The sequence below is a fragment of the Cellulomonas terrae genome, from assembly GCF_007990265.1.
GTDB classification, from domain to species: Bacteria; Actinomycetota; Actinomycetes; order Actinomycetales; family Cellulomonadaceae; genus Cellulomonas; species Cellulomonas terrae.
The window spans coordinates 147,879-170,693 of the sequence record NZ_BJWH01000003.1 but is presented as its reverse complement, the minus strand read 5'-3'; the positions used below and the strand labels follow the sequence as shown (position 1 = coordinate 170,693).

At 70.7% G+C, this 22,815-nt stretch carries 20 protein-coding genes and 1 tRNA gene; 12 read left to right on the top strand and 9 right to left on the bottom strand.

The features are described from left to right. Nucleotides 1–83: 83 nt before the first annotated feature. A tRNA-Leu gene (locus tag CTE05_RS04745) sits at nt 84–157 on the bottom strand. Nucleotides 158–185: 28 nt separating this feature from the next. Further along, nucleotides 186–1,148, bottom strand: coding sequence for an SMP-30/gluconolactonase/LRE family protein (locus CTE05_RS04740; RefSeq protein WP_146844961.1), 963 nt, complete (start codon nt 1,146–1,148; stop codon nt 186–188). Between the two features lie 112 nt (nt 1,149–1,260). Between CTE05_RS04740 and CTE05_RS04735 the strand changes: the two genes are divergently transcribed. Both CTE05_RS04735 and CTE05_RS04730 read left to right on the top strand, forming a co-directional pair. Further along, nucleotides 1,261–1,950: an ANTAR domain-containing response regulator gene (locus tag CTE05_RS04735; RefSeq protein ID WP_146844960.1), complete on the top strand. Its 690-nt coding sequence runs from the start codon at nt 1,261–1,263 to the stop codon at nt 1,948–1,950. 240 nt (nt 1,951–2,190) lie between these two features. After that, nucleotides 2,191–3,456, top strand: a complete 1,266-nt coding sequence (locus CTE05_RS04730; RefSeq protein WP_146844959.1) for an ABC transporter substrate-binding protein — start codon at nt 2,191–2,193, stop codon at nt 3,454–3,456. A 65-nt stretch (nt 3,457–3,521) separates the two neighbouring features. Here the strand turns inward: CTE05_RS04730 and CTE05_RS04725 are convergent, their stop codons facing one another. Next, the gene (locus CTE05_RS04725; RefSeq protein ID WP_146844958.1) at nt 3,522–4,283 is read right to left on the bottom strand and encodes an endonuclease/exonuclease/phosphatase family protein; all 762 of its coding nucleotides are present in this window, start codon (nt 4,281–4,283) and stop codon (nt 3,522–3,524) included. Between the two features lie 59 nt (nt 4,284–4,342). Between CTE05_RS04725 and CTE05_RS04720 the strand changes: the two genes are divergently transcribed. Further along, on the top strand, nt 4,343–4,987 hold the full coding sequence (locus tag CTE05_RS04720; protein ID WP_146844957.1) for a nucleotidyltransferase family protein: 645 nt from the start codon (nt 4,343–4,345) through the stop codon (nt 4,985–4,987). On the opposite strand, the gene CTE05_RS04715 is transcribed toward CTE05_RS04720, so the two are convergent. From CTE05_RS04715 to CTE05_RS04700, 4 genes are read right to left on the bottom strand one after another with little or no spacing between them, the layout of a single operon-like run. Further along, nucleotides 4,984–5,868, bottom strand: coding sequence for an ABC transporter ATP-binding protein (locus tag CTE05_RS04715; RefSeq protein WP_146844956.1), 885 nt, complete (start codon nt 5,866–5,868; stop codon nt 4,984–4,986). The two genes, CTE05_RS04720 and CTE05_RS04715, sit on opposite strands and share 4 nt — an antisense overlap. After that, nucleotides 5,865–6,797: an ABC transporter ATP-binding protein gene (locus CTE05_RS04710; protein WP_146844955.1), complete on the bottom strand. Its 933-nt coding sequence runs from the start codon at nt 6,795–6,797 to the stop codon at nt 5,865–5,867. The genes CTE05_RS04715 and CTE05_RS04710 overlap by 4 nt, the downstream gene beginning before the upstream one ends. Further along, nucleotides 6,787–7,773: a branched-chain amino acid ABC transporter permease gene (locus tag CTE05_RS04705; protein ID WP_146844954.1), complete on the bottom strand. Its 987-nt coding sequence runs from the start codon at nt 7,771–7,773 to the stop codon at nt 6,787–6,789. Before CTE05_RS04705 ends, CTE05_RS04710 begins: the two co-directional genes overlap by 11 nt. Before the next feature lie 12 nt (nt 7,774–7,785). Beyond that, the gene (locus CTE05_RS04700; protein WP_186814736.1) at nt 7,786–9,231 is read right to left on the bottom strand and encodes a branched-chain amino acid ABC transporter permease; all 1,446 of its coding nucleotides are present in this window, start codon (nt 9,229–9,231) and stop codon (nt 7,786–7,788) included. A 329-nt stretch (nt 9,232–9,560) separates the two neighbouring features. Between CTE05_RS04700 and CTE05_RS04695 the strand changes: the two genes are divergently transcribed. Beyond that, entirely contained in the window at nt 9,561–10,277 is a 717-nt protein-coding gene (locus tag CTE05_RS04695) for a GNAT family N-acetyltransferase (RefSeq protein ID WP_246123266.1), read from the top strand. Here the strand turns inward: CTE05_RS04695 and CTE05_RS04690 are convergent. Beyond that, nucleotides 10,193–10,597, bottom strand: coding sequence for a PaaI family thioesterase (locus CTE05_RS04690; RefSeq protein ID WP_146844952.1), 405 nt, complete (start codon nt 10,595–10,597; stop codon nt 10,193–10,195). The two genes, CTE05_RS04695 and CTE05_RS04690, sit on opposite strands and share 85 nt — an antisense overlap. Between CTE05_RS04690 and polA the strand changes: the two genes are divergently transcribed. The 3 genes from polA to CTE05_RS04675 all read left to right on the top strand — a co-directional run bounded on the left by polA (nt 10,596) and on the right by CTE05_RS04675 (nt 15,498). Continuing rightward, the gene (gene polA, locus CTE05_RS04685; RefSeq protein WP_146844951.1) at nt 10,596–13,355 is read left to right on the top strand and encodes a DNA polymerase I; all 2,760 of its coding nucleotides are present in this window, start codon (nt 10,596–10,598) and stop codon (nt 13,353–13,355) included. The genes CTE05_RS04690 and polA overlap by 2 nt on opposite strands. A 140-nt stretch (nt 13,356–13,495) precedes the next feature. Continuing rightward, nucleotides 13,496–13,846 (top strand): DUF485 domain-containing protein, encoded by a 351-nt coding sequence (locus tag CTE05_RS04680; protein ID WP_186814735.1) that lies wholly within the window; start codon nt 13,496–13,498, stop codon nt 13,844–13,846. Beyond that, on the top strand, nt 13,843–15,498 hold the full coding sequence (locus CTE05_RS04675) for a monocarboxylic acid transporter (RefSeq protein WP_146844950.1): 1,656 nt from the start codon (nt 13,843–13,845) through the stop codon (nt 15,496–15,498). Before CTE05_RS04680 ends, CTE05_RS04675 begins: the two co-directional genes overlap by 4 nt. A 41-nt stretch (nt 15,499–15,539) precedes the next feature. Here the strand turns inward: CTE05_RS04675 and CTE05_RS04670 are convergent, their stop codons facing one another. Continuing rightward, the gene (locus CTE05_RS04670; RefSeq protein ID WP_146844949.1) at nt 15,540–16,358 is read right to left on the bottom strand and encodes a class I SAM-dependent methyltransferase; all 819 of its coding nucleotides are present in this window, start codon (nt 16,356–16,358) and stop codon (nt 15,540–15,542) included. A gap of 105 nt (nt 16,359–16,463) precedes the next feature. Here CTE05_RS04670 and CTE05_RS04665 point away from each other — a divergent pair, with 105 nt between their 5' ends. The 5 genes from CTE05_RS04665 to uvrB all read left to right on the top strand — a co-directional run bounded on the left by CTE05_RS04665 (nt 16,464) and on the right by uvrB (nt 22,729). Continuing rightward, entirely contained in the window at nt 16,464–17,489 is a 1,026-nt protein-coding gene (locus CTE05_RS04665) for a 6-phosphofructokinase (RefSeq protein ID WP_146844948.1), read from the top strand. A gap of 228 nt (nt 17,490–17,717) precedes the next feature. Continuing rightward, a complete protein-coding gene (rpsA, locus tag CTE05_RS04660; protein WP_146844947.1) occupies nt 17,718–19,223 on the top strand; it encodes a 30S ribosomal protein S1 in 1,506 nt (501 codons plus the stop codon). 96 nt (nt 19,224–19,319) lie between these two features. Next, nucleotides 19,320–19,949, top strand: a complete 630-nt coding sequence (coaE, locus tag CTE05_RS04655; protein ID WP_146844946.1) for a dephospho-CoA kinase — start codon at nt 19,320–19,322, stop codon at nt 19,947–19,949. Beyond that, entirely contained in the window at nt 19,946–20,584 is a 639-nt protein-coding gene (pcp, locus tag CTE05_RS04650; protein WP_146844945.1) for a pyroglutamyl-peptidase I, read from the top strand. The genes coaE and pcp overlap by 4 nt, the downstream gene beginning before the upstream one ends. Nucleotides 20,585–20,620: 36 nt before the next feature. Continuing rightward, nucleotides 20,621–22,729, top strand: coding sequence for an excinuclease ABC subunit UvrB (gene uvrB / locus CTE05_RS04645; protein WP_146844944.1), 2,109 nt, complete (start codon nt 20,621–20,623; stop codon nt 22,727–22,729). Nucleotides 22,730–22,815 lie beyond the last annotated feature (86 nt).

The window sequence follows — 22,815 nt, the reverse complement described above, 5'->3', positions numbered from 1 at the left end:
GCGACGGCGGCGGTGCCGATGTACGGCTGGCGGACAAGATCGGGGTTGCGTGCCGACACAGGCTTCGACCTTCGAGAACACGGTGCCCCGAGTGGGATTCGAACCCACACTGGATCGGGTTTGAGCCGAACGCCTCTGCCGGTTGGGCTATCGGGGCCGTGCAGCAGGATAGCCCGGCGTGGACGTCACCTCGGCGCGCGGACGCGGCTCACGGTGAACGGTCCGGGTGTCTCGCCGGAGGAACGCTCCCCGAACTGGCTGTTCACGACGAGCAGCGACCGTCCGACGAGGGCAGCGGTGGTCGGGTCGTCGAAACCGGGGTCGGTGGTGCGGGAGAGGACGGTGCCGGCCGTCAGCCTGCGGTCGAGAGCGATCGTGACGATGTACCCGACGTCTCCCTGACGCTCGACGGCGTAGAGGGTGCGCCCGGCGAGGACGAGCCCGTCGCCGGCGACGGTGACGCCGTCGATGCGGGTGACGCTCCGGTCGCGCAGGCCTACGCGGTACAGCGTCGCGGTGTTCGACTGCGCGACGACGGCGTACCGGCCGTCGTGCGAGACCACGATGCCGTTGACGTTGAACCCGGGCTGGTACGTCAGGGCGGTCCCGGTGAAGTCGAGGAAGGTGGGCAGGGTCTCGACGGACGCCGTGCGACGCTCCGCCCGGTCGATCCGGTAGAGCGCCGGACGCAGGGAGTCGGTGACGTAGACGTCACCGCGCGGGCTGATGGCGATGTCGTTGAGGAAGGTCGGTGCGCCGGTCTGCTCGACCTCCCAGGTGCCGGTGAGCTCTCGGGTGCGCACGTCGTAGGCGAAGACGCGGCCGGTGGCGCCACCGGCGACGAACAGGGTGCGCCCGTCGATCTTCATCCCGACCGCGGACGTGCGGCCGTCGGCGCCGCCGGGCAGGAAGGGTGTCGCGGTGGGGGAGCGCAGGTCGCCCCGGTACACGGTGCCGTCGGTGGTGCTGCCGACGTAGAAGGTGTCTCCGCGGGCGGCGATGCCTTCGGGGAAGATCGCCGCGGCGGCGGTGCCGGCGGGATCCAGCAGGTACTCCGTCGGCGTGTCGTGGGCGTTCGCCGTGGGGACGGCGAGCCCGAGCAGGAGCAGTGCGGCGAGGGCCGCTCGGACGGATCGGTGGCTGCGCATCGTCGGGCCTCCTCGGACGGTCCACTCGAGGCTACGTCCGAAAGCGCCCGCGTGGGCTGCCTCACAGGGCAACCACCGCGAAGGGAGCGGGCACGGCCACTACTCTGTGCACGTGAGCACCGACGCGACCCCCGAACCCACCGAGGCGACGGCCCCCGACGCCCTGGACCTGAGCACTCCGGCTCCGACGGGCGAGCCGACGACCCCTGCCCCGGCTCGTGCGGCGCGGCGTGCTGTCGTCGCGGAGGACGAGGCGCTGATCCGCATGGACGTCGTCGAGACGCTGCGGGACGCGGGCTTCGACGTCGTCGGGGAGGCCGGTGACGGCGAGCAGGCCGTGCAGCTCGTCACGGACCTGAAGCCCGACGTCGTCGTGATGGACGTGAAGATGCCCGTCCTCGACGGCATCTCGGCCGCCGAGCGCATCGGCAAGCTGCACCTGGCGCCGGTGGTCCTGCTGACGGCGTTCTCCCAGAAGGAGCTCGTCGAGCGGGCGCGCGACGCCGGTGCGATGGCGTACGTGATCAAGCCGTTCAGCCCGGCGGACCTGCTGCCCGCGGTGGAGATCGCGATCTCGCGGTACGCGCAGATCAGCGCGCTCGAGTCCGAGGTCGCGGACCTGGCGGAGCGCTTCGAGACGCGCAAGCGCGTGGACCGGGCGAAGGGTCTGCTCATGACCAAGATGGGCTTGACCGAGCCGGAGTCGTTCCGCTGGATCCAGAAGACGTCGATGGACCGCCGCCTGACCATGCGCGAGGTGGCCGACGCGGTCATCGAGCAGGTCGGTGGCGCGTCCTCCTGACGCGCGTCGACGAGGCCGGTCCGGGTGATCCGGGCCGGCCTTCGTCGTGTCCGGGCGCTCCGGGATCTGTCGGGCACCTGTCCAGTTCGGAAGTTACCGGTTGGTCACAACTCGGCAACAACACGCCCTGAGACATGTCGATTCACATCGCGGACACAAACAATGAGTACTTTCGCGCCATACCTGCAGGAGCCCTACCGGGCTCTGCGGATCGCAGTACTTCACAGAGGGGTACCACGCATGATTCGTTCGACACACGCAGTTCGGGCCGCGGCCCTGGCCGGCGCAGCCGCGCTGGTTCTCGCCGCCTGCAGCTCCGGCGACAGCGGCGACGACGCGACAGACGGCGCCAGCGCCGAGTCCGGCAGCCCGCTGATCATCGGCACGCTCCTCCCGCAGACCGGTTCGCTCGCCCAGCTCGGCCCGCCCGAGATCGCGGGCGTGGACCTCGCGGTCCAGGACATCAACGCCGCAGGCGGTGTCCTCGGCCAGGACGTCCAGGTCGAGCACACGGACTCCTCCGACGCCGAGCACGCCGAGGTCGCCACCCAGTCGGTGCAGGACCTCATCAGCCAGGACGTCTCGGTCATCATCGGTGCGGCGTCGTCCTCGGTGACCCGCAACGTGATCGACGACATCACGGGCGCGAACATCGTCCAGATCTCGCCGGCCAACACCGCGACGGACCTCTCGGGCTACAGCGACTTCTACTTCCGGACCGCTCCGCCGGACACGGTCCAGGGTGCGGCGCTCGCCAACCTGATCCTCGGTGACGGCGCGGTGAACCCCGGCGTCATCGTCTTCAACGACGACTACGGCACGTCGCTGCGCAACGTCGTCGAGTCCGTCGTCACGGAGGCAGGCGCCACGCTGTCCTACGGGACCGCCGGTCAGGAGTTCGACCCGAACGAGACGAACTTCAACACGATCGTCAGCGGTGCGCTCGCCACGAGCCCCGACGCGATCGCGATCATCGCCTTCACCACGCAGACCCCGCTGATCGTCTCCGAGCTCGCCGCTCAGGGGTACGACATGTCGAAGGTCTACTTCGTCGACGGCAACCTCACGCAGTTCGGCGAGGAGTTCCAGGCCGGCCTCCTCGAGGGCGCGCAGGGCACGCTGCCGGGCGCCTTCCCGAGCGACGAGTTCCAGGCCCGCCTCCTCGAGGTGAACGACGGTCTGACGGACTTCTCGTACGCGCCGGAGTCCTACGACGCGACGATCCTCGCGGCCCTCGCGGCCGTGAAGGGTGGCGCCACGGACGGCGAGACCATCCAGGCCAACATGGCTGCGGTCTCCGGTGCCGACGGCGGCGAGAAGTGCGCCACGTTCGAGGAGTGCGTCGAGCTGCTCGACGCCGGCGAGGACATCGACTACGAGGCCCAGTCGGGTGTCGGTCCGTTCAACGCGGACAACGACCCGTCGTCCGCGTACATCGGCGTCTACACGTTCGGTGCCGACAACAAGTACACGTTCACGAAGTCGGAGTTCGGCGAGGTCGGCTGACCCCGCCTGCACGACTGACCGGAGGCCGGTGCGGAGCATTCCGCGCCGGCCTTCGGCGTGCCCGCTCAGTACGTGACGTCGACGACGAGCGCGCGGTGGTCGGACAACCCGGTGTCGATGGCGCGGGCGGCGCCCACAGGCTCCACGGGACCGTCCGCGAGGATGTGGTCCAGCTGCCGCAGCGGGTGCGACACGGGGAACGTGGCGGCCGTCGCGAGGGCGCGCATGCCCGACACGCGGGCCGGACGGTCGCCCCCGATGTTGAGGTCGCCCATGAGGACGAGCGGCCGGGGGAGACCGGAGACGTGCGACACGAGCGTGCGCAGCTGGCGGGTGCTCCACCCGGGGATGAACGTCAGGTGCGTCGCCACCACGGTCACGTCCCCCTGGGGCCCCTGGACGACCGCAGCCAGGGCAGCGCGGGGCTCGTCGCTGACGAGGGCCGGCCAGCGGTTGCCAGGCCACATCACGGGTGCCCGTCGACGCAGCACCGGCAGCTTCAGGACGCGCCACTCGCGTACCGGGTGACGGCTCAGCAGCGCGATGCCGTAGGACGCCGTCGCCGGCTGGTGGTCGCCGGTGGCGGCCGTCCAGAGGCCGGGCTCACCGTGCAGGACGGCCGCGAACCGGTGCTCCGGAGCACCCATCGCCTCGGCCGCCAGCACCGTCAGGTCCGCGCCGTGCGAGCGGGGCTGGTCACGGTCGACCTCCTGCAGCGCGAGGACGTCGGCGTCGAGGTCGCGGACGGCGGCCGTGAACCGGTCGAGGTCCACCTGCCCGTCGCCGAGCGAGCGCGCGTGCAGGATGTTGAAGGTGGCGAGGCGCATCCCGTCGATTGTCCCTGCCGACCTGCGAGCCCGCCCGTCGGCGTGTAGACACTGGAGCCATGACGCAGCAGGGCGCCCTCGCCGACCCCCCCGACGACCGCACCGCGCTCCAGGACGGGCTCCGGCTCACGGCGGTCGCGCTGATGAACGCGGAGATCCCCTTCGCGCTCGTCGGCGGCTACGCGTCGTGGGCGCGGGGAGCGCCCGAACCGAGCCACGACGCCGACTTCGCGGTGACCGAGAAGGACGTCGACCGCGCCAAGGAGGCGATCGCCGCAGCGGGGCTCGTGGTGGAGCAGCCGGCGGAGAACTGGCTCTTCAAGGCGTTCCACCACGGCCAGCTGGTCGACGTGCTGTTCCGGATGGTGGGGGAGCCGGTCACCGAGGAGCTCCTCGCGCGCGCCGACGAGCTGGAGGTGCTCGCGGTGCGCATGCCGGTGCTGGCCGCCACGGACATCGTCTCGGCGAAGATGCGGGTGCTGGGCGAGCACGCGTGCGACTTCGGCCGGCTGCTGGCGATCGTGCGGGCGCTGCGTGAGCAGATCGACTGGGACGTGATCCGCGAGGACGTGCAGGGGCACCCGTACGCCAAGGCGTTCCTCTACCTGGCGGACGAGCTGGGCATCACCGACGCACCGCGAGCGGCCGACGTCGACGTCGAACCCGGTCGGGCCGCAGCACCGACCGGGTCCGACGCGGACTAGGACGTCGAGGTCGGCGGGAGGAGCGGGCCGTGGCTCGCTGCCTCGACGTCCGTGGCGAGCGTGCCGAGGTAGAGCTCGATCACCTTGGGGTCGTGCATGAGCTGCCGCCCCGGTCCCGAGTAGGCGTTCCGGCCCTGGTCGAGCACGTAGCCGCGGTCGCAGATCTGCAGGGCGCGGCGGGCGTTCTGCTCCACGATGACCACGGAGACGCCCGCCTTGTTGATCTTCCGGGTCCGCAGGAACGTCTCGTCCTGCTTCACCGGCGACAGGCCTGCGGACGGCTCGTCCAGCAGGAGCACGGACGGCTCCATCATGAGTGCCCGGGCCATCGCGACCATCTGGCGCTCTCCACCGGACAACGAGCCGGCGCGCTGCCGGCGACGTTCCGCGAGCGTCGGGAACAGGTCCGCCACGAACGCGAACCGCTCGGCGAACTTCCGCGGCGCCTGGAACGCCCCCATCTGCAGGTTCTCCTCGATGGTGAGCGAGGGGAACACGTTGTTGTTCTGGGGGACGAACCCGACGCCACGCTGGACCAGGTGGTCGGCGCGCAGGTTGGTGATCTCCTCGCCCGCCAGCGTCACCGAGCCGGAGCGGACGTTGACCAGCCCGAACAGGGCCTTGAGCAGGGTCGACTTTCCGGCGCCGTTCGGGCCGATGATCCCGATCAGCTCACCGGGGTGCAGGACCAGGTCGCACCCGTTGAGGATGTTGACCCCGGGCAGGTACCCGGCCACGAGGTCGGTGGCCGCCAGGAGCGGCTCGCCCTCGGGTGCCCCGCGGTGCAGGCCGGCGCGGTCGCCGACCGAGACGGACGTGGACGCCGACGCCGGGGTGCCGTGGTCGTCGCGGGTGACCGCCTCCATCGCCTCGTCGCTCATCGTGCCTCCTCGTCCTCGGTGCGCAGCTGCTCGAGCACGGCGTCGTCCAGCAGGGCGTCGTCGCCGAGGTCGGTGTCGTGGTGCGCACCGAGGTACGCGTCGATGACCGCCGGGTTGTTCATCACCGACTCGGGCGGCCCCTCGGCCACGATCCTGCCCTCCGTCATGACGATCACCCAGTCGGAGATGTGCCGGACCATGTGCATGTCGTGCTCGACGAACAGCACGGTCATGCCGTCGTCGCGCAGCGCCTGGATGTGCCCGAGGAGCGACTGCGTCAGCGCGGGGTTCACCCCGGCCATCGGCTCGTCGAGCATGATCATCTGCGGCTTCGCCATGAGTGCGCGGGCCATCTCGAGCAGCTTGCGCTGACCACCGGACAGGCTGCCGGCGAAGTCGTCGCGCTTGGTGTCGAGCTTGAAGCGGGCGAGGAGCTCCTCGGCCTGCTCGGTGATCGCCTTCTCCCGCGGACGCCACACCGCGGGCACTAGCGCGGCGAAGAGGTTCTCGCCGGGCTGCGCGGTCGCGCCGAGACGCATGTTCTCCATGACCGTCATGCGGTTGAGCGCCTTGGTGAGCTGGAAGGTGCGGACCATCCCGGCGCGGGCGACCCGCGCGGCGGCGACGCCACCGAGCGAGCGACCGTCGAACGTCCACTTGCCGCTGTTGGGCTTGTCGAACCCGGTCAGCAGGTTGAAGAACGTCGTCTTGCCGGCGCCGTTGGGCCCGATGAGGGCGGTGATGGCTCCGCGCTGCACCTCGACGTGGTCGACGTCGACGGCGTTCACGCCACCGAACATCCGGCGGACGTCGTCGGCGATGAGGACGGGGTCCGGCTTGGGCGCTCCGGGGACGTGCGGGACGTCCCGGAGCGCGGCCGCGACGGCCGCGCGGGCGTCCGTGGCGGCGGGCGAGGGCTCAGTGGGCATTGATCGCCAGCTCCTTCTTGTCGCCGAGGATGCCTTGTGGTCGGAAGATGATCAGCACCATCAGGGCGACTCCCACGATGATCCAGCCGAACTGCTCGATCTGCTCGCTCCGCAGGATCGTCGTCGGCACGACGTCACGCAGCGTCAGCTTCACGATGGCGAGGACGGCCCAGAAGATGATCGAGCCGAGCACCGGGCCGAACACGGTCGCCGCCCCGCCGAGCAGCAGGATCGTCCAGATGAAGAACGTCATGGATCTGCCCATGGAGTCAGGTTGGACCGCTCGTGGGAGCACGTAGAGGATCCCGGCGAGGGACCCGATCACGCCGCCCAGCACGAGTGCCTGCATCTTGTAGCTGTAGACGTTCTTGCCGAGGGAGCGCACGGCGTCCTCGTCCTCGCGGATGCCCTTGAGGACGCGGCCCCAGGGACTGCGGATGAGCAGCCAGACGAGCAGGCAGGCGAGTGCGACGACCACCCAGCCGACGATCCGGATCCACCAGCTGTTCGACGCGTTCACGGCGTACTCGAACGGTCCGAGCGCCCAGGTGCCGTCGTCGAACGGTGAGGCGTCCTGGAACGTGTCCTTGTACTGGTTGCCCCGCAGGCCGCTGGAGGCGCCCGTGAGCTCGGTCAGGGCGGTCGAGCGGCCGACGAGCCGGACGATCTCGGCGGCGGCGATCGTGACGATCGCCAGGTAGTCCCCGCGCAGCTTCAGCGTCGGGATGCCGAGGATGAGCGCGAAGATCGTCGCCGCCGCGATGGCGATGAGCACCGCGGCCCACAGGGGCCAGCCGGCGATGGTCGCGATGGCGAAGCCGTAGGCGCCGAGCAGCATGAAGCCGGCCTGGCCCATGTTGAGCAGGCCCGTGAGGCCGAAGTGGATGTTGAGCCCGATCGCGGCGAGCGCGTAGGCGGCTGTCGTCGGGGCGAAGAACTCGCCGGCGACGTTGGTGAGGATGCGTGTCCAGTCCATGAGTGGTCTCCGTTATCCGACGCGCGTCGCTCGGCCGAGGATGCCCTGCGGTCGTACCAGCAGGACGAGGATGAGGATCACCAGCGCGGACGCGTACCGCATGTCCGTCGGGATCCAGAGGCTCGACAGCTCGACCACGAGGCCGATCACGATCGAGCCGGCGAGCGCCCCGAACGCGGCACCGAGGCCACCGAGCGTCACGGCCGCGAACATCAGCAGCAGGAGCGCACCCCCCGAGTACCAGGAGGTCGCGCCGAAGTAGAGGCCGATGAGGACACCGCCGAGCGCGGCCAGGCCCGCCCCGAGCGTCCACACGATCCGGATCATTCCGTTCACCGAGATGCCCGACGCCGCGGCCAGCGCGGGGTTGTCCGCGACCGCTCGCGTCGCGCGTCCCGCCCGGGTCCCGAGCAGGAAGAACGCGACACCGCCGAGCACGATGGCGGCGATGGCCAGTGACCACAGCGTCGTCGTGGTGATCCGGACCGGGCCGATGGAGACCGAGGTCGGGGTGTCCGTGACGATGCGCAGCGGGCCGGCGCCGAAGAAGAACTGGAAGACGTAGGAGATGGCCATCGACAGACCGATCGTGACGATCATCTGCTGGATCATCCCGACGCCTCGTCGGCGCAGCGGCTTCCACAGCCCCGCGTCCTGCAACCACCCGGTGGCCGCGCCGAGCGCGACCGCGATGATCGCCGACGGGATCAGCGGCAGCCCGACGAGCTGCGTGCCGACGTAGGCGAGGATGCCGCCGAGCGACACCTGCTCGCCGTGCGCGAAGTTGCTCAGCCCGGTCGTGCCGTAGATCAGCGAGAGCCCGACGCTCGCGAGAGCGAGGAGCGTGCCGAACACCAAGCCGTTCACGGTGAGCTGGGCGACGCGTGCGGCAGTCACGCCCGACCCGGTGGACCCGGGGGTCTCGGGGACCGCCGCACCGCCCTCGGCGTCGGTCGTCGGCGAGTCGCTCGGCTCGTCGCCGGTGTCGCCACCGCCACCGCCACCTGCGGGAGCGCCGAGCGGGAACAGCGCGGCCTGCGACGCTCCCAGGGCCACCGCGACGGTGCGCGGGTTGTTGGCGGGGTCGCGCAGCGTCTCGCCCGCGGGGATCGTCGCGACGTCGAGCGTGACCTCGTACTCGCCCGCCTCGGTGACGGCGACCGACCAGCGGCCGGTCGCGTCACTCGTCGCGGTGAGGTCTCCCGCTGGTCCCACGACGTCGAGGACGGCACCGACCACCGGCTCTCCGGCGGCGGTGCGCAGCGTGCCGACGATGCAGCCGGTCGCGGCGTCCGCGACGCACGCCGCGGTCGCCGAGGCGACCGGTCCCTGCGCGCGCGCAGGGGTCGCGACGAGCAGCAGGGTGATCGACGTCAGGGCGAGCAGGAGCAGGGCTGCGATGCGTCGGGCAAGTGGCGGCGTGGTGGTGCCGCCGGGGTCCAGGACGGCTGATCGCACCTGGGACCTCCGTCCGTCTGTTCGGGTGTGGCGTGTCGTGCGCAGCGGCGTCGTTGCCGCACACGTTCGACGTCTGCCGGGTGGCAGGACGATAGGCAGGGATTGTGTCGCGTTCATTTCGTGAACGCGAGGCCCTGGCGCGGGAGAGGCTCCGCGTGTCGGAGTTTTCTGGTCGTTCGTCCAGGTTACGGCCCCGTCATTCGGATGAGCGACGGCCCAGGACTAGCACCCGGGACCAGGCTGGTCCATGATCGAGGACGGCGCCATCCTCGACGAGGTGACGTCATCCTGACCGGATCCCCCTCGTCCCGTCTGGAGGTACCGCTGCCGTGCGACTCGGAGTGCAGGTCCGCGAAGCCCTGCCGGGCGACATGGAGAGCCTCGTCGCGCTCTGCCTCGCCGCGCGGCGGGAGGCCGCGGTCGGTGCCCAGCTGTGCACCGACGACGCCGAGCGGCTGCGTGACCAGCTGGGAGCGCTCCTAGCCGTGCGCGGCGGGCGCGTGCTGGTGGCCCTGCTCGACGACGAGCCGGCCGGCCTGCTGCTGGCGCGGGTGGTCGGTCCCGGACCTTTCACCGACCTGGTCAGCCTCGACATCGAGGCCGTCTACGTCCTCCCGGCGGCCCGCCGCCGCGGTCTCGGGCACGCTCTGCTGGTCGGCGCGACGGAGGTGGCCGACGAGGCCGGGGCGACCGAGATGTACTCCTCACCCCTCCCGGGTGCCCGGGGGATGCAGCGGTTCCTCGCCCGGCTGGGCTTCGCACCGGCCGCGTCCCACCGCGTCGTGACGACCGCGGCGCTGCAGCGCAAGCTCACGCACGAGCACGGCGGTGCCGCCGGATCGGTGCGTCGGTCGGGCCCCCGCGGGCTCGAGGACCTCATCGCCCGCCGCCGACAGGCTCGCGCCGCACGGCAGCCGGCCGTCGACGAGCCGGCGACCCCCGCTCGGTCGTCGGGCGCGGATCAGGGCCGCGCGTCGATCACCATGCAGGTCAGCCGCGCCGTGCAGAGCGGGCGGCCGTCCTCGTCCTCCACGACGACCTGGTAGCTCGCCAGGCGCCCGCCCAGGTGCAGTGCAGTCGCCGTCCCCGTGACGACGCCCGAGCGAGCGGCGCGGTGGTGGGTCGCGTTGAGCTCGATCCCGACCGCGGCACGACCCTCCCCGGCGTGGGCCATCGCGGCGATCGAGCCGAGGGTCTCGGCCAGGACGGCCGACGCGCCGCCGTGCAGGAGGCCGTAGGGCTGGGTGTTCCCCGCCACGGGCATCGTGCCGACGACGCGCTGCGCGGAGGCCTCGAGCACCTCGATGCCCATGCGCTCGATGAGGGTTCCTGCGTACGGGGGGACCGGTGCGGTCGTGTCGGACATGGCAGATAGGTTGGCACCCGTGAGCGACGCACTGCCAGCGGTCCCGCCGGCCACCTCCGGAACGCCTGCCCGACTTCTCCTCATCGACGGCCACTCGATGGCCTACCGGGCGTTCTTCGCGCTCCCTGTGGACAAGTTCGCGACGTCCGCCGGTGAGCCCACCAACGCCGTCTTCGGGTTCTTCTCGATGATCGCGAACCTGCTGCGCGACGAGGCCCCGACGCACGTTGCCGTCGCCTTCGACCTCGGGCGGACCACGTTCCGGACCGAGGTGTACGAGGAGTACAAGGGCAACCGCAACGCCACCCCGGAGCCGTTCAAGGGGCAGGTGGCGGTGATCCAGCGGGTCCTCGAGACGATGCACATCCCTTACCTGACCAAGGCGACCTTCGAGGCGGACGACATCCTGGCCACGCTGTCGGTCCAGGCCCGCGCGCAGGGCATGCAGGTCCTCATCTGCACCGGCGACCGTGACGCGCTCCAGCTGGTCAACGACGACGTGACGGTCCTGTACCCGGTCAAGGGTGTCTCGGAGCTCGCGCGCATGACGCCGGCCGCCGTGGAGGCGAAGTACGGCGTGCCGCCGCACCGCTACCCGGACCTCGCGGCGCTCGTCGGGGAGTCGAGCGACAACCTGCCGGGCATCCCGGGCGTCGGTCCGAAGACGGCGGCCAAGTGGATCGCGCAGTTCGACGGGCTCGACGGGATCCTCGCCGCCGCGGACCAGGTGCCCGGCAAGGCGGGGGAGTCGTTGCGCGACAACCTCGAGCAGGTGCGCCTCAACCGCCAGCTCAACGCGCTGCTTACGGACCTCGAGCTGCCGCTGGGCCCCGAGGACCTCGCTGCGCGGCCATGGGACCGGCCGGCCCTGCACGCGATCCTGGAGGAGCTGGAGTTCCGCGCGATCCGGGACCGCCTGTTCGCGATGCTTCCCGACGAGCAGGGCGAGGGACCGGGGACCGTCGCTGCGGCGCAGATCGACCACGCGGTGCTCGGTGCCGGTGAGCTCGCCGGCTGGCTCGCCGAGCGGGCGGGTCGCCCGCTGGGCGTCGACGTGCGCGGCTCCGGAGCGCCGGCGAGCGGCGATGCGTGGGGGATCGCACTGGCCGACCCCGACGGCCAGGCCGCGTCGTTCGACCTCGCCGAGATCCAGCCCGTCGACGAGGCCGCGCTGGCGGCGTGGCTCGCGGACCCGGCCGCACCCAAGATCGTGCACGCCGCCAAGGAGGCGTGGCACGCGCTGCGCGGGCGGGGGCTCCCCCTCGCCGGTGTGGTGCTCGACACCGAGCTCGCGGCGTACCTGTGCCAGCCGGACCGCCGGGCGTACGACCTGACCGACCTCGCCATCGGCTACCTGCACCGCGAGCTGGGTGCGGACGAGGTGTCGAGCAGCGGCCAGGGTGCGCTCGACCTCGAGCTCGACGGCACGGACGAGGGCCGACGGGCCGCGGTGCGGGCCGCGGCCGTGCGCGACCTCGCGGACGTGCTGAGCGGCGAGCTCGCCGACCGCGGCGCCACGGGTCTGCTGGAGAACCTGGAGCTGCCGCTGGTCGACGTGCTGGCGCGCATGGAGAGCACCGGCATCGCGATCGACTCGGGCTACCTCTCGAGCCTGGAGAAGTCCTTCGACGGTCAGGTGCAGAACGCAGCCGCCGAGGCGTACGCGGTGATCGGCCGGGAGGTGAACCTCGGTTCGCCCAAGCAGCTCCAAGAGGTGCTGTTCGACCAGCTGGGCATGCCGAAGACCAAGAAGATCAAGACGGGGTGGACCACCGACGCGGCGTCGCTCACGGACCTGTTCGCGCGCACCCAGCACCCGTTCCTCGAGCACCTACTCGCGCACCGGGATGCCATCCGGCTCCGTCAGACCGTCGAGGGTCTGCTGCGCTCGATCGCCCCGGACGGGCGTATCCACACCACGTTCCAGCAGACGATCGCGGCCACCGGCCGGCTGTCGTCCGCGGACCCGAACCTGCAGAACATCCCGATCCGCACCGAGGCGGGCCGGCAGATCCGGCGCGCGTTCGTCGTCGGCGAGGGGTACGAGACGCTGCTGACCGCCGACTACTCGCAGATCGAGATGCGGATCATGGCGCACCTCTCGGGCGACGAGGGCCTGATCGAGGCCTTCCGCTCGGGGGAGGACCTGCACAGCTACGTGGGTTCGCGCGTGTTCAACGTGCCGACCGACGAGGTCACACCGGCGATGCGCTCGAAGATCAAGGCGATGAGCTACGGGCTCGCGTACGGGCTGTCGTCGTTCGGGCTCTCGCAGCAGCTCTCGATCGAGGTGTCCGAGGCCGCGACGCTGATGCAGGACTACTTCTCGCGGTTCGGCGGCGTGCGCGACTACCTCACGGGCGTCGTCGACGTCGCCCGGCAGACCGGCTACACCGCGACGATCCTCGGCCGTCGGCGGTACCTCCCGGACCTCACCAGCGACAACCGTCAGCGCCGCGACGCGGCCGAGCGGATGGCTCTCAACGCACCGATCCAGGGGAGCGCCGCCGACCTGATCAAGGTCGCGATGCTCGGCGTCGACCGTGAGCTGACCCGTCGCGGGCTCGGTTCGCGGGTGCTCCTCCAGGTGCACGACGAGCTGGTGCTCGAGGTGGCTCCGGGCGAGCGGGCCGAGCTCGAGGCGCTCGTGCGCGAGCAGATGGGCGCCGCGGGGGACGCGGCGACGGACGGTCCGCTCGACGTGCCGCTCGACGTCACGGTCGGCGCCGGGGGCTCCTGGCACGACGCCGGGCACTGATCTGGTCGCCCGATCGTGGGGATTGCGCGGGTATCGGCCAGCTTGTCGTAAGTATCGGGTGCGCTCTGGGGTGATCTACGCCACAGTGTCGGGCACACAGTGGCGACGGAGCCGCTGACATCCCCACCCGGGAGGCGCTTGTGACCGACACCTTCGGAGAACGCGAGACCGACTACCAGCGAGTGCAGAGCAGCGAGGAGTTCCAGGCGCTGCGGCGTCGGTTCCGCCGCTTCGTCTTCCCCATGACGGCCTTCTTCCTGTCCTGGTACTTCCTCTACGTCCTGCTGGCCAACTACGCCCACGACTTCATGTCGACCCCGGTGTGGGGCAACGTCAACGTCGGGCTGCTGCTCGGCCTCGGTCAGTTCGTCACCACGTTCGCGATCACGATGATCTACGCGCGGTGGGCCAACAACCGGCAGGACGCCGTGGCCGAGCGTCTGCGTCTGCACATCGAGAACGGTGACTCGCTGGACGGTGGTGTCGCGTGAACGGGTTGCGCACAGCCGTGGAGGCCGCATCGTCCGAGGACATCGGCGACCCGTGGGTCAACATCGCGATCTTCGGCGCCTTCGTCGCGATCACGCTGGTGATCGTCTTCCGCGCCTCGCGGAACAACAAGACCGCCGCGGACTACTACGCCGCCGGCCGCTCCTTCACCGGCCCCCAGAACGGCACAGCCATCGCCGGTGACTACCTGTCGGCCGCGTCCTTCCTCGGCATCTGCGGGGCCATCGCGATCAACGGGTACGACGGCTTCCTCTACTCGATCGGCTTCCTCGTGGCGTGGCTCGTCGCGCTGCTGCTGGTCGCGGAGCTGCTGCGCAACACCGGCCGCTTCACGATGGCGGACGTCCTCTCCTTCCGGCTCAAGCAGCGCCCCGTCCGCATGGCGGCGGCGCTCGCCACCCTGACGGTCGTCTTCTTCTACCTGCTCGCCCAGATGGCGGGTGCCGGAGGCCTGGTGGCCCTGCTCCTCGGGGTCGACAGCCCGGCCGCGCAGGGGCTGGTCATCGCCGTCGTCGGCGCGCTGATGATCCTGTACGTCCTGGTCGGTGGCATGAAGGGCACCACCTGGGTCCAGATCATCAAGGCGGTGCTGCTGATCGCGGGAGCGGCCGTGATGACGCTCTGGGTGCTGGCGCAGTTCGGCTTCAACTTCTCCGACCTGCTGCAGGGCGCCATCGACATGGCCGGTGAGGGCGGCGAGTCCATCATCGAGCCCGGTCGGCAGTACGGCGTCTCGGCGATGAGCCAGCTGAACTTCCTGTCGCTGGCCCTGGCCCTGGTGCTCGGCACCGCCGGTCTGCCGCACGTGCTCATGCGCTTCTACACGGTCCCGACCGCCAAGGAGGCGCGTCGTTCGGTCGTGTGGGCGATCTGGCTGATCGGCATCTTCTACCTGTTCACGCTGGTGCTCGGCTACGGCGCCGCGGCGCTGGTCGGCCCCGACACGATCAGGGCGGCACCGGGTGGCGTGAACTCGGCGGCCCCGCTGCTCGCCTACGAGCTGGGCGGCACGATCCTGCTGGGCATCATCTCGGCCGTGGCCTTCGCGACGATCCTCGCGGTCGTCGCCGGCCTCACGATCACCGCTGCCGCGTCGTTCGCGCACGACATCTACGCGTCGGTGATCAAGCACGGCGAGGTCAAGCCCGACGGTGAGGTGCGCGTCGCCCGGATCACGGTGGTGGTCATCGGGATCCTGGCGATCATCGGCGGCATCTTCGCCAACGGCCAGAACGTGGCGTTCCTCGTGGCGCTGGCCTTCGCCGTCGCCGCCAGCGCCAACCTGCCGACGATCCTCTACTCGCTGTTCTGGAAGCGGTTCAACACCTCCGGCGCGCTGTGGAGCATGTACGGCGGGCTCATCTCCTGCCTCGTGCTCATCACGTTCTCGCCCGTGGTGTCCGGCAAGGTCGACCCGGTGACCGGCCTGAGCCTGTCGATGGTCAAGAACACGAACGTCGACTTCGCGATCATCCCGCTGGAGAACCCCGGCCTCATCTCGATCCCGCTGGCGTTCCTGCTCGGGATCCTCGGGACGTACCTGAGCAAGGAGCAGGCCCATCCCGAGAAGTTCGCCGAGATGGAGGTGCGGTCCCTCACGGGCGCCGGGTCCGAGAAGGCCACGGTGCACTGACCGGCCGGTCCGCCGGTCCGCTGACCTCGGGCGGCCGTCTCCTACCGGGACGGCCGCCCGAGGCGTGTCACGAAGATGGCCGTGCCGGGCAGGCGGGCGCCGCGCACGGGACCCCAGCCGCCCCAGGTGCGGTCGTGGCCGGCCGGCCACTCCGGCTCGACGAGCCCCTCGAGGACGAACCCGGCGGCGACCAGCTCGGCGACGTGGTCGCCGAGGGTCCGGTGGTACTCGGCGTACAGCACGCCGCCCGACTCGCCGAGCTCCGCGTAGGGCGTGCGGTCGAAGTACGAGCGCGTCGCGGTCAGACCGGCCTCCCCGGGATCGTCGGGGAAGGCCCAGCGCACGGGATGCGTCACGGCGAACACCCAACGGCCACCCGGTCGCAGGACCCGTGCGACCTCCGCGTGCACCCGGTCGGCGTCCGGGACGAACGGGAGCGCGCCGAACGCCGTGAAGGCCACGTCGAACGTGTCGTCGGCGAACGGCAGCGCGCGGGCGTCTGCCTGGACCAGAGGCGTCACCCGGCCCACGGCCGCGTCGTAGCGGGCACCTGCCGCGAGCATCCCGCCGGACACGTCCGTCGCGACGACCTCGACGCCCTCGCCGACGAGCCACCGTGCGCACTGTGCGGCGCCTGCGCCGACCTCCAGCACCCGCCGGCCGGACAGGTCTCCGAGGAGGCGGACGTCCCTCTCCCGCAGCCCTTCGGGGCACCAGCAGAAGTCCGCCGGGCCGAGGAACGAGCCGTGCTCCGCGAGGTACTCCTCGGCGTTGTCGTCCCACCACGGACGGCCCGCCGCTCCGCCGGCCGAGGGCGGGACATCGAGGTAGCCGGCCTCGGCCAGGGGATCGTCAGACACAGGACCAGTGTCCCCTCTCACGGCCTCGTGACGTCGATACGCTGGGCCTGCGGCAGCCCGACGACGCGCTCCGGCCCCTCAGTCCCTCGATCAAGGAGTTCCAGCGTGCGAGTCGGTCTGCTCACGGGCGGCGGCGACGTCCCCGGCCTCAACGCCGCGATCCGCGCCGTCGTCAAGCGCGGCGAGGGCGAGTACGGCCACACCATCACCGGCTTCCGCAACGGGTGGCGGGGGGTCGTCGACGGCCACAGCGTCCCCTTGACCCGCCAGCACATCCGCAACCAGCTCGCCGTCGGCGGCACGCTCCTGGGCACCGCCCGGTACCACCCGCACGCCGACGACGGCGGTCTCGACGCCGTGCTGTCCACGCTGGAGTCCGAGCGCATCGAGGCGCTCATCTGCATCGGCGGCGACGGCACGCTGCACGCCGCCAGCAAGGTCGCCGAGGCCGGCGTCCGCATCGTGGCCATCCCCAAGACCATCGACAACGACGTCTGGGGCACGGACCAGTCCATCGGGTTCGACACCGCCGTGGCCATCGCGACGGAGGCCATCGACCGCATCCACACCACCGCCGAGAGCCACAACCGCGTGATGATCGTCGAGGTCATGGGCAGGCACGCGGGGTGGATCGCCGCGACGTCCGGCATCGCCGGGGGAGCCGAGCTCGTCCTGGTGCCCGAGGCGCCGTTCGACATCGACAAGATCGAGCGGTTCCTCAAGCACCGGCACCGCGCGCACGCCAGCTTCTCGATCATCGTCGTCGCCGAGGGCGCGGTCCCCGCGGAGGGGACGTCGATGCACTACGAGACGCCGGTCGGGAAGTTCGGGGACATCGTCGCCGGCGCCATCGGCGAGCGGCTCAAGGCGGAGGTCGAGCGGCGCACGGGGTTCGACACCCGGGTGGTCGTCCTCGGGCACGTGCAGCGGGGAGGCATCCCGACGCACGTCGACCGGATCCTCGGCTCGAGGTTCGGGGTGGCGGCGATCGACGCCGCCAGCGGTGGTCAGTCGGACGTCATGACGGCGTTGCGCGGCGAGCGCGTGGAGATGGTGCCGCTCAGCGAGGTGGCGGGGAAGGTCAAGTACGTGCCGGACGAGCTGCTGTCCGTGGCGCGGGCGCTCGCCTGACCGACCGGCCTGACCGGCTTTGACCTGCACATCGTCGCCCCGATAGGGTAGACGGCGGTGCCGCGCGCCTTGTTGCGTCGGCGTGTCCTCGCTCGCACTCGTGCGGGGGCCCTCTCCGGAGGGTCGGGGACGTCCCATCAGAACGCGCTCACCACACGCATGTCACGTGCCGCCGGCACACACGTTCAGTCCTTCAACTTCCCTGTCCGCAACGGAGCCCATCCCTACATGAGCATCACCACCCCCGCGAAGCCCGCCACGCCGCAGGTCGCGATCAACGACATCGGCTCGGCCGAGGACTTCCTCGCCGCGATCGACGCCACCATCAAGTACTTCAACGATGGCGACATCGTCGAGGGCACCATCGTCAAGGTCGACCGCGACGAGGTCCTGCTCGACATCGGTTACAAGACCGAGGGCGTCATCCCCTCCCGTGAGCTGTCCATCAAGCACGACGTGGACCCCGGTGAGGTCGTCAAGGTCGGCGACGCAGTCGAGGCCCTCGTCCTCCAGAAGGAGGACAAGGAAGGCCGGCTGATCCTGTCCAAGAAGCGCGCACAGTACGAGCGCGCCTGGGGCACGATCGAGAAGATCAAGGAGGAGGACGGCGTCGTCACCGGCACCGTCATCGAGGTCGTCAAGGGCGGCCTCATCCTCGACATCGGGCTGCGCGGCTTCCTGCCCGCGTCGCTGGTGGAGATGCGTCGTGTCCGCGACCTCCAGCCGTACGTCGGCAAGGAGATCGAGGCCAAGATCATCGAGCTCGACAAGAACCGCAACAACGTGGTCCTGTCGCGCCGTGCCTGGCTCGAGCAGACGCAGTCCGAGGTCCGCTCCACCTTCCTGCAGACGCTGCAGAAGGGCCAGGTCCGCCCCGGTGTCGTGTCCTCGATCGTCAACTTCGGTGCGTTCGTGGACCTGGGTGGCGTGGACGGGCTCGTGCACGTCTCCGAGCTCTCCTGGAAGCACATCGACCACCCGTCCGAGGTCGTCGAGGTCGGCCAGGAGGTCACCGTCGAGGTCCTCGACGTCGACTTCGACCGCGAGCGTGTCTCCCTGTCGCTGAAGGCGACGCAGGAGGACCCGTGGCAGGCCTTCGCCCGCACGCACGCCATCGGCCAGGTCGTCCCGGGCAAGGTCACCAAGCTCGTCCCGTTCGGTGCGTTCGTGCGCGTCGAGGACGGCATCGAGGGCCTCGTGCACATCTCGGAGCTGGCCGTGCGCCACGTCGAGATCCCGGAGCAGGTCGTCCAGGTCGGCGACGACGTCTTCGTCAAGGTCATCGACATCGACCTGGAGCGTCGCCGCATCTCGCTGTCGCTCAAGCAGGCGAACGAGGGCTTCGACCCGGCCAGCGAGGACTTCGACCCCGCGCTGTACGGCATGGCGGCGGAGTACGACGAGGCCGGCAACTACAAGTACCCCGAGGGCTTCGACCCGGCCACGAACGAGTGGCTCGAGGGCTTCGAGGCGCAGCGCGAGGTGTGGGAGGCGCAGTACGCGCAGGCCCACGAGCGCTGGGAGGCGCACCGCAAGCAGGTCGCCGACGCCGCGAAGGCCGACGCGGAGGCCGCCAGCGGCGCCGCCGAGGGCGCGACGGCATCGTCCTCGTCGTCGAGCTCGTCGGCCGGCCCCGTGCCGTCGTCGTACTCGTCGTCCACCGAGGAGGCCGCGGGCACGCTCGCGTCCGACGAGGCGCTCGCCGCTCTGCGCGAGAAGCTCACGGGTAACTGAACCCACCCGCTCGATGGCCGGTCACCTTCCGAGGTGGCCGGCCATCGGCGTCCGTGGGCACCTGCGCTCCTGTGCCGGGCAGGGCAGGATGGACGGATGCAACGCATCGGTCTGACAGGCGGGATCGCGGCCGGCAAGTCCGTCGCGGCACGGCGACTGGCGGAGCTCGGGGCGGTGGTGATCGACTCGGACGTCCTGGCGCGCGAGGCGGTGGCGCCCGGGTCCGTCGGGCTGGACGCCGTGGTCGAGGAGTTCGGCTCCGGGGTCCTCGCCGGGGACGGGTCGCTCGACCGGGCGGCGCTCGCCTCGATCGTGTTCGCCGACGACGCCGCGCGTGCTCGGCTCGACGGCATCGTGCACCCGATCGTCCGGCGGCTCTCCGCCGAGCGGGAGGCCGCGTCTGCGACCACCGACCACGGCGCCGTCGTCGTGCACGACATCCCGCTGCTCGTGGAGACCGGGCAGGCGGACGCGTTCCACGTCCTCGTGGTCGTGCACACCCCTGCGGTGCTGCGCGTCGAGCGGCTCGTGCGGCTGCGCGGCATGGACCGGGCCGAGGCGGAGGCGCGCGTGTCCGCGCAGGCGAGCGACGACGAGCGGCTCGCGGTCGCCGACGTCGTGCTCGACGGCTCGGGCAGTGACGACGACCTGCGTGCGCAGGTCGACGACCTCTGGGACCGCCTCGCGGTCGAGCGTGCCGACGAGCTCGCGGCGGAGACCCCGTGACCCGAGTGCTGGTGACGGGCTTCGGCCCGTTCGACGGCCAGGCGGTCAACGCGTCGGGTCTCGCGGTACGTGCCCTCGCCGCACGGTGGACCGGCCCCGAGGAGCTCGTGGTGCGTGAGCTCCCGGTGTCCTTCCGGGGTGCGCGACAGCAGCTTCGCGTTGCTGTCGCCGAGGTCCACCCCGACCTCGTCGTGTGCGTCGGCGAAGCGGGCGGACGAGCAGCGGTCGGCATCGAGCGCGTGGCCGTCAACGTGATCGACGCCCGGATCCCCGACGTCGACGGGTCGGCTCCCGTCGACGTCCCGGTCATCGCGGGTGCGCCCGCCGCGTTCTTCACGACGCTCCCCGTCAAGGCGTGCGCCGCAGCCGTGCGCGACGTGAGCGTGCCGGTCGAGGTCTCGAACACCGCCGGGCTGTACGTCTGCAACGCCACGTTCTACGCGCTCCAGCACCTGCTGGCGTCCCGCCCGGAGGTCCGCAGCGGGTTCGTCCACGTGCCGCGCACACCGGCTCAGGTCGGCGCCGGCTCCCCGGCGATGGAGGTCGACGACGCGGCCACGGCCCTGGAGGCCGTCCTGCGGGCCGCGCTGACGACCACCGTGGACGTGCGGGAGTCCGCGGGCACCCTGGCCTGACCCGCACGTGTCGGTGGTGCCACGTACGGTTGTGGCATGCGTCCTGTCACCGATCTCCAGCGGACCGTCGCGCCCTTCGAGGTGATCTCCGAGTACACGCCGTCGGGCGACCAGCCGAAGGCGATCAAGGAGCTGACGGCGCGGATCCAGGCGGGGGAGAAGGACGTCGTCCTGCTCGGTGCCACCGGGACGGGCAAGTCGGCGACGACGGCCTGGCTCATCGAGCAGGTGCAGCGGCCGACGCTGGTCATGGCGCCGAACAAGACGCTCGCGGCGCAGCTGGCCACCGAGTTCCGGGAGCTGCTCCCGAACAACGCCGTCGAGTACTTCGTGTCGTACTACGACTACTACCAGCCCGAGGCGTACATCGCGCAGACGGACACCTACATCGAGAAGGACTCCTCGATCAACGACGAGGTGGAGCGGCTCCGCCACTCGGCGACGAGCTCGCTGCTCACCCGCCGGGACGTCATCGTCGTCGCGTCCGTGAGCTGCATCTACGGTCTGGGCACGCCCCAGGAGTACGTCGACCGCATGGTGACCCTCTCGGTGGGCGACCAGGTGGACCGCGACCAGCTGCTGCGCAAGTTCGTCACCATGCAGTACACCCGCAACGACATGGCGTTCACGCGCGGCACGTTCCGCGTGCGGGGAGACACGGTCGAGATCATCCCGGTGTACGAGGAGCTGGCGATCCGGATCGAGTTCTTCGGCGACGAGATCGAGGCGATCGCCACGCTGCACCCGCTGACGGGTGACGTCGTCCACTCCGAGCAGCAGATGCACATCTTCCCGGCCACCCACTACGTCGCCGGCCCCGAGCGCATGGAGCGGGCGATCACCGGCATCGAGCTGGAGCTGGAGGACCGGCTGGCGGAGCTGGAGCGGCAGAACAAGCTGCTGGAGGCGCAGCGCCTGCGCATGCGCACCACGTACGACATCGAGATGATGCGTCAGATCGGCTCGTGCTCGGGGATCGAGAACTACTCGCGGCACATCGACGGCCGCAGCCCCGGCTCGGCGCCGAACACCCTGATCGACTACTTCCCCGAGGACTTCCTGCTCGTCATCGACGAGTCGCACGTGACCGTCCCGCAGATCGGGGCGATGTTCGAGGGGGACATGTCCCGCAAGCGGTCCCTGGTGGACCACGGGTTCCGCCTGCCGAGCGCGACCGACAACCGTCCGCTGCGCTGGGAGGAGTTCGTCGAGCGCATCGGCCAGACCGTCTACCTGTCGGCCACGCCCGGCAACTACGAGCTGTCCATCTCCGACGGCGTGGTCGAGCAGATCATCCGCCCGACCGGCCTGGTGGACCCCGAGGTCGTCGTGAAGCCGACCACCGGTCAGATCGACGACCTCCTGGGGGAGATCCACGACCGGGTCGAGAAGGACGAGCGCGTCCTCGTCACCACCCTCACCAAGAAGATGGCGGAGGACCTGACGGACTACTTCCTGGAGAAGGGCGTCCGGGTCCGGTACCTGCACTCCGAGGTGGACACGCTGCGCCGCGTCGAGCTCCTGCGCGAGCTGCGGATGGGTGAGTACGACGTCCTGGTCGGCATCAACCTCCTGCGCGAGGGGCTCGACCTGCCGGAGGTGTCGCTCGTCGCCATCCTCGACGCCGACAAGGAGGGGTTCCTGCGGTCGGGACGCTCGCTCATCCAGACGATCGGGCGCGCCGCCCGCAACGTCTCCGGTCAGGTGCACATGTACGCGGACCGGATCACGGACGGCATGGCGCAGGCCATCGAGGAGACGGCCCGTCGCCGCGAGAAGCAGGTCGCGTACAACCTCGAGAACGGCATCGACCCCACGCCGCTGCGCAAGAAGATCGGCGACATCACCGACCTGCTGGCCCGCGAGGACGCCGACACCGCGGAGCTGCTGGGCGGCGCCGGACGGCAGTCCAGCCGCGGGAAGGCGCCGGTCCCCGGCTTCGGCTCGAAGAAGGGTGCCCCGCGCGACGAGCGCACCCGGCTCACCGGCGCGGCCGCCGGCGAGCTCGCCGACCTCATCCAGCAGCTCTCGGACCAGATGCACGCGGCGGCCGGGGAGCTCCAGTTCGAGCTCGCCGCACGGTTGCGCGACGAGATCTCGGGGATGAAGAAGGAGCTCCGTCAGATGCAGGCCGCCACGGCCTGAGCACCGCACCCGTGGACACGACACGAGCCCGACACATGCGTGGCTTATGCTTGCGCGCGTTGAAGGGGAGTACCCCAGTCACGATC